At 43.3% G+C, this 14,887-nt stretch carries 8 protein-coding genes; 6 read left to right on the top strand and 2 right to left on the bottom strand.

The features are described from left to right. The first annotated feature begins 917 nt into the window (after nucleotides 1–917). From PBT90_RS11340 to PBT90_RS11330, 3 genes are all read left to right on the top strand, one after another. Nucleotides 918–4,103 (top strand): SusC/RagA family TonB-linked outer membrane protein, encoded by a 3,186-nt coding sequence (locus PBT90_RS11340; RefSeq protein WP_264810688.1) that lies wholly within the window; start codon nucleotides 918–920, stop codon nucleotides 4,101–4,103. Nucleotides 4,104–4,113: 10 nt separating this feature from the next. Continuing rightward, the gene (locus tag PBT90_RS11335; RefSeq protein ID WP_270129349.1) at nucleotides 4,114–5,961 is read left to right on the top strand and encodes a RagB/SusD family nutrient uptake outer membrane protein; all 1,848 of its coding nucleotides are present in this window, start codon (nucleotides 4,114–4,116) and stop codon (nucleotides 5,959–5,961) included. Nucleotides 5,962–6,145: 184 nt separating this feature from the next. Further along, nucleotides 6,146–6,823, top strand: coding sequence for a DUF3823 domain-containing protein (locus PBT90_RS11330; protein WP_270129347.1), 678 nt, complete (start codon nucleotides 6,146–6,148; stop codon nucleotides 6,821–6,823). Between the two features lie 230 nt (nucleotides 6,824–7,053). Here PBT90_RS11330 and PBT90_RS11325 read toward each other — a convergent pair whose 3' ends face one another. After that, nucleotides 7,054–8,994 carry an ATP-binding protein gene (locus PBT90_RS11325; protein ID WP_270129345.1) on the bottom strand — a complete coding sequence of 647 codons (1,941 nt, stop codon included), beginning with the start codon at nucleotides 8,992–8,994 and terminating at the stop codon, nucleotides 7,054–7,056. Between the two features lie 336 nt (nucleotides 8,995–9,330). On the opposite strand from PBT90_RS11325, the gene PBT90_RS11320 reads away from it, so the two are divergent. The 3 genes from PBT90_RS11320 (at nucleotide 9,331) to PBT90_RS11310 (ending at nucleotide 13,661) form a co-directional block, all read left to right on the top strand. Further along, nucleotides 9,331–10,020 (top strand): head GIN domain-containing protein, encoded by a 690-nt coding sequence (locus PBT90_RS11320; protein ID WP_264810684.1) that lies wholly within the window; start codon nucleotides 9,331–9,333, stop codon nucleotides 10,018–10,020. Nucleotides 10,021–10,090: 70 nt separating this feature from the next. Then, nucleotides 10,091–12,517, top strand: a complete 2,427-nt coding sequence (locus PBT90_RS11315) for an ABC transporter permease (protein ID WP_264810683.1) — start codon at nucleotides 10,091–10,093, stop codon at nucleotides 12,515–12,517. A gap of 448 nt (nucleotides 12,518–12,965) precedes the next feature. Continuing rightward, on the top strand, nucleotides 12,966–13,661 hold the full coding sequence (locus PBT90_RS11310; protein ID WP_264810682.1) for a head GIN domain-containing protein: 696 nt from the start codon (nucleotides 12,966–12,968) through the stop codon (nucleotides 13,659–13,661). 225 nt (nucleotides 13,662–13,886) lie between these two features. On the opposite strand, the gene PBT90_RS11305 is transcribed toward PBT90_RS11310, so the two are convergent. Further along, entirely contained in the window at nucleotides 13,887–14,873 is a 987-nt protein-coding gene (locus PBT90_RS11305; RefSeq protein WP_264810681.1) for a bestrophin family protein, read from the bottom strand. Nucleotides 14,874–14,887: the final 14 nt, after the last annotated feature.

Genomic DNA, 14,887 nt, shown 5'->3' with positions numbered 1-14,887 from the left:
CCAGGAGTTATTTGACTAAGTCTACTGAGTCCTAATAGTCGGAGGTACACCTATGGTAGTTTTTATGCAATAGCTTTTCATTCCCCTAAGCTCATCATCCTTTACTTTATAGTGAAGTACTATTTTTGAAATAGAAATGCTAGCTAAGGTAATTTCTTGTGCTGATCGTAATTACCTTTGATTTACAGACCTTGCCTTTAGCAGGTAAGAGCATCTTGCGGTAAATCAGAAATTGTCTTTAAGTTGTGCAAATTTTGCACAAATGCTTGCGCAATCGATTGAAAAGTGAGCATTTTTATCCCCTAAAACTTCAGGATTAGTTAGCTTTTGTTAGTTTTAATAACTTCATGATTCCGATAAAAATGCCCAAATCGAGGTGTTTTTGTCAAGAAACAGTATTTTTTCGATTTAATACAGTTTGTTTTTACAGTTCTAAAGAGAGAAATTAGAGTGTTGCTGTTTTAGTATAAAACTCTTTTATGCAAAGAGCCGGAAAAAAGGAAAAACTCTAAAAAATAGATTTTGAACTTTGACTGGATCGTATGTAAATATATAGAGAAATCTAATTAGCATAATTTCCTATGTGTCTGTTGTATGGCGCAGGAAGAACGAATAACTAACAAAACCCATTGAGCCAATGAATTATTATCATCTCCTTTATTTCAGTAGGGATCCAGCAAATTAAAGTTGGGTTTTCTAATGCTTTAATTAAAAAGCAGAATATAAACTGTCTCGTAAATAATTGATAGACAGTTTGATCTGATCACTTTCAATTTCTGAATAGTGCTTGGTGCTGATTTGCTAAAAAATCATCACCCTGATATACTATTGTGTAACCGGTACTTACATATTTTATGTAAGGTGGAATACTATTGTGTTTTATGTAATGTTAATTATCAATCAAACCCATAATAAATATGAAATGTAATTCTTTACCAAAGAATGCCCTTTTCGTCTGTATGGTGTTGTCATTGAATGCTTCTTTTATTACAGACTCGAAAGCTTTTATTATAAATAAGGCTTCCAATATAGCTGTACAAAAAGAGGTGGAAGTGACAGGTACTGTACTGGATGCTCAAGGACTGCCCCTTCCTGGGGTTTCTGTGATTTTGAAAGGCACCACTACGGGTGTCGCCACGGACTTGGATGGTAGATACTCTCTTACTGTCCCCGGTCCGGAAAGTGTCCTGGTGTTTTCCTTTATAGGATTCAACACCCAGGAAGTGACTGTAGGAAACCAATCTTCTATTAATATCACCTTGACTGAGAATCTTGCCAATCTGGATGAGGTATTGGTAGTAGGTTATGGTGTTCAAAAAAGAGGGACAATTACCGGTGCGGTAGGTGAAGTTAAAGCCGATGACCTGATCCGTACTCCAGCTGTAACCACTTCGGGTGCACTAGTTGGTAAAATTCAGGGGGTCACTGCCCGGCAAACTGATGCACGTCCAGGTGCTAGTACTTCCATTCAGATCCGAAATATGGGGACTCCATTATTCGTTATTGACGGGATTCCATCTGATGCGGCTCAGTTTAATAACCTAGGTCAATCCGATATAGAAAGTATCTCAATTCTAAAAGATGCTTCTGCGGCCATTTATGGTATGAGAGCGGCAAACGGGGTGGTTTTGGTAACTACAAAAAGAGGTAGCCAAAATCAAAAGCCCGAGATCAGTCTTTCCGGATATTATGGACTTCAAAACTTTACCAGATATCCACAGCCAGCAAATGCCTTCCAGCATGTACGTGCCAATGCGGAGTCTGAAGTGAATCTAGGTGGAAGCCCAACTATCTCCCCTGAAGATCTGGCCAGATGGGAGCAGGGAACAGAAAAAGGCTTCCAAAGCTTTGATTACTATGACTTCATCATGAAGCCTAATGTGCCTCAGTCCTCCATCAATGCCAGCGCAACTGGAGGTTCTCAGAACACCAAGTATTTCTTCTCTGTATCCCACTTGGATCAGGATGCGATGATTGAAGATTACCTCTTCCAACGAACTAACTTCCAGTCAAATATAGAAATGACCTTGGCAGATGGCCTCTCAGTAGGTACTCAGCTTAGTGGTAGATTGGAAAATAGAGAGCAGGTAGGTGTGCCAGGATTGGATGATTATTTTAACCCATTCTTGAGTATTTTCACCATGTGGCCAACAGAGCGTCCCTATGCGAATGATAACCCGAATTATGTAAACGGTGACGTTCACAACATCAACGTAAACCCGGCTACCTATACTAAGGAAATCACAGGGTATATAGATGAGGTCAATCGCGCTATAAAAGCGAACTTCTACGCACAGTATGAGTTTGACTTCGGCCTTTCAATGAAAGGTACTTACTCTTATAGCTTTAACAACTTTGATTTTGATGGATTTGAATATACCTACGATGGCTACATCTACAATGAGGATACGGATGTATACGAAACCAGGCCAGAGTGGGGCAACCAAAACCCATGGAGAGAAAGAAGAAAGCGCAATACTGTAGACCAAGTGGCACAGTTCCAGGTGAATTATGGTAAAAACTGGGGTGACCATTACCTAGCAGGTATAGCGGCATACGAGAGATGGAGCAATAATTCGCATTACACAGTAGTACACACCGTGCCGCCAAACAATTACATCCCAATCATGTCTTTTGCAGATCAGGATCTCCTGATTGATGAAATATACCAAGAGGCTAGAGAGGGATATTTGGCAAAAATCAACTACAACTACCAAGAGAAATACCTATTAGAGGTTTTCGGGAGACTTGACGGTTCATTCCTATTTGATGAGGAAAACAGATATGGTTTCTTCCCTGGCGTGACTGCCGGATGGAAAATCTCTGATGAAGGCTTTATGGACAATATCACCGGAGATTTTCTGAGTGGTTTGAAATTTAGAGGTTCATGGGGACAGACGGGTAGTGATAGATTTATAGGTAGCAATAATTTTATTGTAGATCCTTTCAGCTATTACTCAGGGTATAATTTCATCCCTACTGCAGGTGGTAGTGCTATTTTGAACGGTTCTTTTGTACCTGGAGTAGATCCAAGAGGACTGCCAGTAAGGAATTTATCCTGGATTACCAATACCAACATCAACTTTGGTATAGATTCCTATTTCTTCAAGGACAAGTTATTCTTGCAGGCAGATATTTTCGAAAGAAAAAGAACTGGTTTGCCTGCCGGGCGATATGATGTTTTGCTTCCTACTGAAGTAGGGTACACCCTGCCTTCGGAAAACCTGGAGTCGGATGCTCATAGAGGTGTTGAAGGTATAATTACTTATTCTGGACAAGCCGGAAATGTAAACTTCACCTTAAGTGCCAATGGAACCATCTCCAGGTTGAAAATAACTGAAAGGTACAAGCCTAGATTCGGTAACTCCTGGAATGAATACAGAACTGACCAAGAGAATCGCTGGGCCAATATCAACTGGGGGTATCAGGTAGAAGGTAGATTCGAAAGCCAAGAACAAATCAATAACCACCCGGTAAACATCGATGGACAGGGCAATAGAAATCTACTCCCTGGCGACTTTATCTACAAGGATGTGAACGGTGACGGCACCATCAATGGTATGGATGAAAGACCAATAGGGTATGCTGAAGGCGCCAATCCATACATGAGCTTTGGCTTCAATGGCTCTGCAAATTACAAGGGTTTTGACCTTTACTTCAGCTTTGCGGGAGCCTCCATGCAGACCTTTACCAGAAACTGGGAGCTGCGATACCCTTTCCAAAACAATGGTACCTCTCCGGATTATATGTTTGAGGATAGATGGCACAGAGAGGATCTGTACAACTCAGATAGTGATTGGGTACCGGGAACTTACCCTGCGATCAGAAGATTCGGGGCTGACCATCTTTACCGACACAATACCTTCTGGTTGACCAATGTGAAATACATGAGATTGAGAAACTTGGAACTAGGGTACAGACTTCCTGGCCCAGTATTGGAAAAAATCGGTATCAGTACGCTCAGAGTTTATGCATCAGGTACAAACTTGTTCTCATTTGACAATGTGAAAGACTTTGGTATAGATCCGGAAATCGGGGCTGGTAATGGATTAGTATATCCTCAGCAGCGCTTGTTCACATTTGGTTTTAATATCACCCTATAAAAGAACTATTATGAAATTCTTCAAAAGATATATTTTAGGGTTGACGCTATTATCCATGCTATCAACCTCCTGCGATTCAGATTACTTAGAGCTGGAGCCGCCAAATATCCTACTTGACGATCAGGTATGGAATGATACCAAGCTAATCACTGGTGTTCTTTCTAATTATTATGACAGATTACCTGCACATACATCCCTGACTACGGGATGGGCTGATTTTGCAGCCTACGATGAGGCCATGTGGTCCGGATATTCTGGAAATGATGGTCTGAACAATATATTTTCCTACAACTTCGGTAGATGGAGCCTGTGGGATTATGGATTGATCCGAGATATCAACCTGGCTATTGACAAACTGAATACTGTTTCAGAATTGTCAGAAGATCAAAAAACGCAGTTTCTGAGTGAACTTAGATTTATTCGTGCCTACGTGTACTTCGAGCATGTGAAGCGAATGGGGGGAGTTCCGCTCATCACGGAAGAGTTGATCTATGATTTCAGTGGAGATCCTAGTTACCTTCAGTATCCAAGAAATACCGAAGCAGAAGTTTACGACTTTGTGATCTCTGAAATGGAAGCCATCATGCCTACTTTGGGTAACAATGGCAGCCAAACCCGTGCAAATAGATTTACTGCACTGGCAGTGGTGAGTAGAGCGGCCCTATATGCAGGATCCTTGGCGAAGTATAATTCAGAAATGGGTTCTCCGATCCAGTTGCCTGGAGGAGAAGTGGGAATTGATCCTTCTAGAGCTGAAGGATACTACACCAAGTCTCTGAACGCGTCAAAAACCATTTTGGAAGAAGGAGGCTATGGTCTTTATAATGCTAACCCTGACCTGGGTGAAAATTTCTACGAGGCTATTATCACCAAGAATGGTAACCCAGAGGTGATCTGGGCACAGGACTATTTGCTTTCAGCGGATAAAAGACATGGATTTACCTATGACAACGTGGCTAGATCTGCTCGTGAAGATAACCTGGGTTCCTCGGCTATCACTCCAGGTTTGGGGTTGGTAGAGGACTTCCAGTATTTGGATGGAAGTTCAGGAGAACTTAAAACTCATACAGAAGATGGGTCTGACTATATCTATTATGATGAGGTAGATGACATCTTTGAAAATAAGGATGCCAGATTGTATGGAACAGTAATCTACCCAGGAGCCTCCTTTAGAGGTCAGGAGATCTTTATGCAAGCTGGAGTCATGGTTTGGAACGGTAATTCCTACGACCGAATCGAATCTGACGGATTGGCTACAGAATATGAAGATGGTGGAGTTTTGGTTGCGGCCGGTGGTCCTCACCGTTCTATCCAGGAAGTTTCAAATACAGGTTTCTATCTTAGAAAGTATGTAGATAATGCTGTAGGAGCTAGTACCAGAGGTATACGTAGTGAAGTATGGTGGGTAAGATTCAGACTGGGTGAAATCTACCTGAATGCTGCTGAGGCTGCTTTCGAACTGGGTATGCCAGAAGCAGTGGATTATATCAATGTGCTTAGAGAAAGAGCAGGGTTTGGCCCGAATAGTCTAAGCAGCCTAACTATGGAAGATATCATGCAGGAACGCAGAGTAGAGCTGGCATTTGAGGATCATGTAGTATGGGATTACAAAAGATGGAGAGTGGCTCATGAAAAATGGGATGGCAATACCAGTAACCCAGAAAGCATGATCTATAGCCTCTATCCATATCGGGTAGTTAGACCGGGTGATCCGCGAGATGGCAAGTTTGTATTTGTACGCTCAGTCGCTCCTAGATTCCGTGCACCGAGATTCTTCCAGTTGGGAAATTACTATTCCTTCATTGGGCAGGATATCATCGATGCCAATCCTAAAATTGTAAGAAACCCATTCCATTAATAAGGAGAAGCAATGAAATCAAGCATGACACAAGAATCATTGTCAATCGTGTGAGACTTCATAGGGCATTTAATAGATAAACTACAAGCATATGAAATCAAGCATGACCCGAAGCGACACACAGAGGGATGATTATCTCCCAGGCGAGATTCCATATGGCCTTTAAAAGACAAATTATAATTATATGAAATTGAAATCCATAAATACTTATTTAATCCTGCTGATAGGCCTAATGGCTGCCAGCTGCGATTTTGATAACTTTGAGGAGCCGAAATCCACCCTCAGTGGCAGGGTGGTTTATAACGGAGAACCTCTAGGTCTGCGAAGCAATGGTGTGCAACTGGAACTTTGGCAGCATGGTTATGATCTTTTCCAAAAGATTCCTGTCTATGTAGATCAAGACGGTTCTTTCTCAGCTGTGCTCTTTGATGGAGATTACAAGATGACCTTACTGCGTGGTAATGGCCCGTGGATGGATCAGACTGACTCCATAGATGTGCAGGTAAGAGGAAACCAGATAGTAGATGTAGAAGTGCAGCCATATTACGTATTAAGCAATACCAGCGTCAATCGAAACGGTGACAATCTATCCGTAACCTTCACCGTAGACGGCGTCAATGCCGATAGAGGCCTGGAACATGCTTCGGTCTATATGGGTAGAACCATGCTGACTGATGCAGTTAGAAATGACGGAATATTTAATGTGCCTGCGGACCAAATCGAATTAGGGACTCCCGTTACAATAGAGGTGCCTATTCCCGGAAATCTCTCTGCAAGAAGCGAGATTTTCGTAAGGATAGGAGCTAAAACAGTGGGGATTCCAGAGTTGGTTTATACTCAGGTTGAAAGCATAACATTGTAAATCTTTCTCATTGGTGAGCAATGTTTGGCCGGTCGCTGCAAAGTGGCCGGCCTTTGTATTATACCCCATACTATGATTTGCTTATACCCCATACGGCTCTGTCTCCGGTCCACTCAATCATTGCATGCCGCTGCCAAGAAGTTCAGCTATGTTTTCTAGCTACTGACTCTTTCAAAAGTTAATCGACACAGTGTTTGTTCGCTGAATTAGATTAAGTCAAAGGGAATCACTCAGGAAAAGATGATTTTAAAAGTAGTGCCATTTCCTTTTTCGCTACTGATGCTGATCCCGGCGCCTATGCTGTCAGCAAAATCTTTGACCAGCATTAGACCAATGCCTGTTCCTTGCTCTCCATCAGTGCCTGAGGAAGAAAACTGTTTGTTTTCGAACAGACTATCAATTTGGTTTTCGTCCATGCCTTTACCACTATCCTTGATCAATAGGGCAGAGGGATGGTCCGGAGCTACTTGAATGTGGATTCGACCCCCGGTTGGAGTGAATTTGATAGAGTTGGAGAGGGCATTGCGGATGATGAAATCTAAGCGATCAGGATCAGTGTAAACAGTGAAGTTGGCTGGGACATGGTTTTCTAGCACTAGCTTTTTTTGCTCAAGCTGCTTGGCAAAGAGGTGTTGGTTTGATGCGACTAAGTCCTGTATTGAAACCTCCTTCTTTTCTACTTCATCCGAACTCATTTGTGTACGTGCCCAGGTAAGCAGGTTGGAAAGCAAACTGGAAGCAGCATGGGCATCGGAAGCAATAGCAGCGAGTACATAGTCCATCTCTTCCTTGCTAAGGTCTCCGGATTTCCAGAGGTCCAGAGAGTTATTTAGCGAAGAAAAAGGCGTCCTCAAATCATGGGAAATAATGGAGAATAGCTTGTCCCGAAAGTGGTTGGCCTTTTTGAGTTGGAGGTTACTGCTGTTCAGCTCATCTGACTGCAGTTGGATCTGCTGATTTTGGGATTTTACCTTAGTGTTGTATTCTTTCAGTTTTTTGGTGACTGCCCGGAGCTTTTGGTTGGTTCTACGCTGGTACCAGGCCACGGCAATGAGTAAGATAGCGACTGCGATAAAAATGAGCAGCAATTCATTTTTTCGAGTTATCGTAAGTGCTGCCAGCTCCTGCTCTTTCAGGAGCTTTTGATTCTCTAGTTCTTTCTTTTCACTTTCATATTGGACCTCTAGTTCAGCACGGATTTTGGCCCTGGAATCATTAAAGATGGAATCATTGCTGGCCTCATTGATTCGCTGGTACTCGTATGCTTTTTCAAAATCCCGGTTCAGCGCTGACAAGTGAGCCATTTTGCTGGCAGCTATGCTGATCTGATAGTTTGACTTAGTTTCTGCTGCCAATTCATAAGCCTGAGTGGCATAAGCTATGGCAAGGTCCAGGGAGTTATTGTCCCGGTGATAGTCCGAAAGAGTTCCTAGGGAAGAAAGCCTCCCTTCGGTATCGTTCATTTCCTGGGAGATCTCTAGTGCCTGCCTGAGTAGGAGGATTGCCTGCTGCTTTTCTCCTGACTCATAGTATAATTCTCCCAGCTGAAGCAGGGTATTGGTGAGGCTGCGCTTATCGTTTAGCTTTTCTTTAATAGCCTTGGATTTCTCCAGATACGCTTTGGTCTGATTGAAGTCTTCACTTTCTTTCCAGGATAACCACCGGTCCAGGTAGTAGCTGCCCAGATTATTATACAATAGGCTCATGGCACGCTCATGATTGATCAGCTGCGCTAGCTCCAGAGATTTTTCATATTGCTTGACAGCCTTTTCCAGTTCTTTGAGACGATAGTAGATATTTCCCAGGTTCATGGTGGACTCAATGATCCCTACCGTATCCTGTAGATTCTCCCGGATACCCAGTGCTTCCAGGTGGGTACTCAGGGATTTTTCATAGTCTGATTGAATCAAATAGGAGACGCCTACAATATTGAGGGCATTTGCTCCTATTTTTTCAAACCCATTTTCCTTGGCGAGTGAGGCAGCTTCCATTCCATAGAGGATCGCCGTATCCTGATCGTAGGTATAATAAAGCTTACTTAAATGGTACAAGGCGGAAGCTTTGACCGAGTCATTATCCGCTTGAACTAGCAGGTTTTTCAGACTATCAGTCTGTGATTGCTGAGCAGGCAATAAAAAGGGAACTATCCAAACCAGTAAGTGAGGAATCATAATTAGGTCTTAGGAAGAAAATTATCCAGCTAGGGTGACAGGATGATAAGGTAAATATGCATTTGATTGCCTGAATATCAAATGGCTGGATGGGATAATTCCTTTGAGATTTTTAGAAAACCCCAGGGTTTCATCAGCTCTAAAGCTTTTCACTAAAATCATTACATAGAGCATTAGGATCCTAGTTTTCCTTGGAAATATGTCCGCGATCGGTCAAAATCTCTGTTTTACGGACAAGTAATTCGGAGAAAACACCCTTCCAAACCGCCCAAAGGCAGTTCTGGGCCTTGGCACAATGTCTGAAACAGGCTGAGTGTACACTTAAACCATTACATTATGAAAGGCTCTAAACTATTTGCATGGGTATTTATCCTGTTTCTGATGGGAACTACCGCTCAGGCGCAAACCGAAACCAGAACTCCAGGCTCTTTCAATCGGGTCAATTCATCGGGTTCTTGGGATGTGATCATAGCTATTGGAAATAAGGATGAAGTAAGACTGGTTTCCCAGGATTTTGACTTGGACAAAGTGATCACCGAAGTAGAGGATGGGAACTTAGAAATTAAACTGGAAAAGGGAAATCACAGGAATGTAAACTTTACTGCCTATGTGACGGTGAGGGATTTGAAAGCTGTGGGACTAGGAGGTTCAGGAAACATCAGTTTAGAATCGGATATTTCAAGCAAAAGCTTCTCTATAGGAAGTTCTGGATCTGGCAATATCCTAATCCCTTATCTGGAAACTGGCGCATTGAATGTAGGCATGAGTGGTTCAGGCAAAGTCAAAATCAATGGAGGTAGTAGCAACTCAGCCAATATAGGTCAATCGGGTTCAGGATCATTTGATGCCTTGGAACTGATGGCCGGAGATGTGAAAATCGGTAAATCAGGTTCTGGTGCTACTTCCATAGGAGTAAGTGGAGACTTGCGGGTGGGAGCCTCTGGATCTGGAAACGTCTATATCAAAGGCAACCCTACCAGTCAATCCATTGGCAGTTCTGGATCGGCCCGGATAATCAGAAAATGACAACCTGTTCAAGGAGGACAGGGGGATATTCCCTTGGTTCAAACTTTTTATTCTTCAAGCCGCTCTAGCTATGTTTAAAAATTACTTCAAAATCGTCTTCAGAAACGCGAAGAAAAATCCACTTTACGTTTTCATAAACCTGCTGGGCTTATCCATAGGGATGGCTGTCAGTATACTGATTTTCCTTTATGTACAGCATGAGCTTAGCTATGATACCTATCATACGCAGGCAGATCGAATTTATAGAGTTTCCAGAAGCTGGAACAACGGCGATGGAGAAACCAGTCTTCATCTGGGACACCTGGCGCCTCCATTTGGTCCATTGATCAAGTCCGATTTTGAAGATCAGGTAGATGAGGTGGTTCGGCTGTTTAATTCAGGCTTGCTGATTAAGTCCGGAGAAAACTCCTTTGTGGAGGATGAATTCTTTTTTGCTGACCCGGAGTTGTTTGATGTGTTTTCCTGGAAAATGATTGAAGGGGACCCGGTAGCTGCTTTGAACCAGGCCGATGGGGTGTTGGTTTCTGAGTCCATTGCCCGGAAATATTTCGGTAGCGAATCTGCTATTGGCAAAGAACTATTGGGTGAGGTGCAAGGATTGCAGCTTACCTTTCAGGTGCGAGGGGTTTTTGAGGATATTCCGGACAATACCCACATGCACCCGGACTTTATAGCTTCCATGGCTCCTGTGATCCAGTTTTATGGAGGCTTAGAGCCTTTCATGAGTAATTTTGGCTCCAATAATTTCTCTACGTACCTGCTCCTTAAAGAGGGCTACGATTACCAGGCGCTGGAAGCACAGCTGCCGGCACTGATAGACCGAAATATGGGAGAGGCCCAGGCAGGAGTGCCTCAGTCCCAAACTACTGCCCTGCACCTTTGGCCTATTACGGACATCCACCTGCATTCCAATCTAGATTCAGAGATAGAAGCCAATAGTAATATTGAATACGTCTATACCTATTTGGCTGTAGCCTTATTCATTTTATTGATCGCATGTATCAACTTTATGAATCTCTCCACAGCCAGGTCTTCGCTCAGATCTATGGAGGTGGGCATTCGCAAGGTGATGGGGGCAGACCGCAGGCGCTTGATCAAGCAATTTATGGGAGAATCCTTCGTGATGGCCTTTATTTCCATGATTTTGGCAGTGCTGATCGTCTTCCTTTTTCTACCCACTTTTGCAGCTTTCACCCAAAAACAGCTTCACCTGGACTTTATTTCAAATCCTGAGTATCTGCTTTCTCTGTTGGGATTGGTAGTTTGTGTGGGGCTATTGGCCGGTAGCTATCCTGCTCTTTTTCTCTCAGGATTTACACCTTCCAGAGTTTTGAAAGGCACTTTCAAAGCTGGTAAAGGCCATGAGAATTTCAGATCAGTACTGGTAGTAGGTCAGTTTGCCATCTCGGTGATGCTGATTGTGGCAGTGATCGTGGTGGTACGCCAATTGGATTTTATGCAATCCAAAGCGCTGGGATTTGACAAGGAAGATGTAGTAGTGCTGCCCGCCAGTACTGAAATCACTGAAAATTACCAACTCATCAAAGACAGGCTGATGAATCACCCGGGGATTTCTGCAGTGACCATTTCCAGTAGGGTGCCTTCCGCTAGGTTGCTGGATTCGCAGGGGGGTAGTGCTGAGGTGAATGGCGAAATGTCCCAACTCACTGTTCGAATCGCTGATATCCATGTGGGCCATGATTTTATCCAGACCTATGGTATTCCTATGGTAGCCGGTAGAGATTTTGATTATCACCTGGCGAGCGATTCTACAGGCGCTTTCGTTCTGAATGAGTCCGCTGTTCGCGCTATTGGCTGGACCAGCCCGGAAGCAGCAGTAGGCCAAAAGTTTAATTATGGAGGGCGATCCGGCTTTGTGACCGGGGTAATGAAGGATTTTCATTTTGAATCCTTACACCAGCCTATTGTTCCGATGGTTTTTATGATTACGCAGGATAGATCCTATGCCGTGAGTATGAAAATCGATAAAGCCCAAAAGGCGGAGACTTTGGCATACTTACAGGGGGAATGGGCAGATTTGAATCCCGGATACCCTTTTGAGCCCATCTTTGTAGATGAGGGTTTCAATCGGCAGTATGAAGCTGAGCAGCGGGTCAAAACCATATTTACCTTCTTTTCTGCCTTGGCGATTTTGATTTCAGTGCTCGGACTGCTAGGTCTGACCACATTTGCTACGGAACAGCGCACCCGAGAGATCGGCATTCGAAAAGTGATGGGAGCAGAGACAGGTAATATTTTGGTTTTGTTAGCCAAGGATTTTATGAAACTGGTCATGCTAGGTTTTCTGATCGCTATTCCGGTTTCCTGGTTTGGGATGAATACCTGGCTGGATGATTTTGCTTATAAAATCGGCATCAGTTGGACGGTTTTTCTATGGGCAGGAACGATCGCGGGAGCCATAGCTGCCATCACGGTGATGTCGCAATCCTTAAAAGCTGCTTGGGCAGACCCGGTAAAGAGCATCAAGAGCGAGTGAGGTATTAGTAGGAAGAGACAGGAGGTAAGAACGTAGAACCGAGAACCAAGATCGAGAACCGAGAGCCAAGAACCGAGAGCCAAGAGCTGAGAGCCTAGAACCAAGAGCTGAGAGCCGAGAATCTAGATAATTTGAAAGAAATGGGCTGGGGATGCAACCTTTTGAGTAGTAAGTGCATCTAAAAAACGAGACATGGTAACTCAACACCAAGCATACTATCCAACTATAGCTAAAAATTAAATTTTCTAATTTAAAAATATGTATATCCGATTTCTTACCAGCAGCGATAGAAAATAAGGGTTAAAGCTTCATTAACCTCTTGTGAACAGTGGACTGTCGTCAGTGGACAATTATCCTGCTACTTTCCAGCCACGTTCTTTTACTACTGGCATCATTCCGAATAGTCATATCAGATTATAAAATATTTCAATCTTACAATACAATTAAAATGAAAATCCATTCAAAAATTTTAGCATTTGCGTTCACAGCTTTCGTGATGGTCTCATGCGCTCAGGCTCAACAATCAGAAACCAGAACTCCTGGCCACTTCACCAAAGTACATTCCGGAGGAAGCTGGGAGGTGATTCTTACTCAGGGAGACAAAGAGGAAATCCTCATAGAAGCCAGGGGAGTGTCTCTGGACAAGGTGAAAACAGAAATCAATGGGGATGTGCTGAATGTAGGCCTGGAGCGCGGCAACTACAACAATGTGAAATTGAAATTCCACATTACTTACCGGGACCTGGAAGGAATAAGATGCTCCGGCTCTGGGGAGATGAAACTGAACTCACCGGTACGCTCAGAGGCGTTTTATGCAGGACTTTCAGGTTCTGGGGATATTTATATGGAGTCCTTAGAGGCCAGAGAACTGGAAGTCTCGATTTCCGGATCCGCAGATATAGAAATCAACGGTGGGGCAGTGGATATGGCAGAAATCAAACAGTCCGGCTCAGGCGACTTTTATGGGGAAACGCTGGCGATAGGACAGCTTGAGGTTTCAAAATCCGGTTCGGGTGACACCCATGTTGGGGACCTAGGCGAAATATCCGTAAGATCTTCTGGATCAGGCGATGTGATCTACTCCGGATCTCCAAGAATGGGAGACATCAAAGTTTCCGGTTCCAGCAGTATCCGCAAAAGGTAAATACTATTCCTGTAGGGACTTTAATAGAATTTATCATCTATACAGTTAGCAGGATTATTTCGGATATATTGAGAGATTCTGTTTAAGGAATCCAAATTTTATGTGCTGTGGGCAGTGGATTGTTGTCGGTGGACGATTATCCGCTGCTATCTAGCCCTATTCTTTAACTACAGGCATCATTGCGGATAATCCCATTTAATTATTAGCCCACTGAAAATAAGTCTATTACATCAAAAACCCATTCTCCGTTTGGTAAGACTCGGGAATATTCTTTTCGCCCAGCATTTCGAGTAAATCTATCTCTATGGCTCTGGCAATAGATGAAATCGGCACATCATTGTACCCTCCTTCAAATGGATTTTCGGAATAGTCACCTATCCTGTCCACCACAAAGAATGTCCAGATGATAATCGCTGAAAATGGGATGGTAAGCCAATAATGCAAGGCTGAGGACTCTGCAAAAATATCCAATAAACCAAAGGGAATCAGCGCACAGAAAATGTAGGTGATCCAGAGACCTGTGGAAGCATACTGTCTGGGAAAAGGGAAGTTTTTGATCCGCTCACTCATTCCCTGATTGGTGTAGAGCTTGCCGATAAGTTCATGCAGCCAAACCTGCTTGTAATCGCTGATGAAGCCCTTTTCATGCAGCGTCCCAATAGCCTTACTTTGGTTTTTGAGGAGTTGGGAAGGGAGATTGCTGTAGCTTTTCAGTTCTTCCAGCTCATCCTTGTCCAGGTATTGTTCTATTTCCACAAACAATCCATCGTAATACTCCTTGATAAAGCCTGGGATGAAATTCAGTTTGTTCACCGGAAGGTTGTGCTCCCAGGTTTTTTCCTTTCGCATCACATGCTTTAGTGCCAAAAGCCAAGCCAGATGGCGAAGAATAAGCTTTCTTTTCTCCTCGAATGGTAAGTCTGATTTAGGTAAACTGAGAATCCCAGTCGCGAAGGTTCTGCTTTCATTGACTATGGCTCCCCATATTTTACGCGCTTCCCAGGTTCGGTCATACGAGGAGTTGTTTTTGAAACCCAGGAAAAATGCCACCGCAATACCTATCACAGAGATAGGTTGCCAGGGTAAGGAGAAAGGGATATTGGTGAGTTCGTAGAGTACAATGATGAAGGTGGAATAGAGCAGTCCATAAATCAATGAATACTTAGACCAGCGCACTGTCATCCAAAAACTATAATAACGCTTTACATACATAAAAATCTGTTTTT

Origin of the sequence: Algoriphagus sp. TR-M9 (assembly GCF_027594545.1) — a bacterium.
Taxonomy (GTDB): Bacteria; Bacteroidota; Bacteroidia; order Cytophagales; family Cyclobacteriaceae; genus Algoriphagus; species Algoriphagus halophytocola.
Note: the sequence above shows the minus strand (reverse complement) of the source record. Positions and strands in the feature narration are given on the sequence as shown.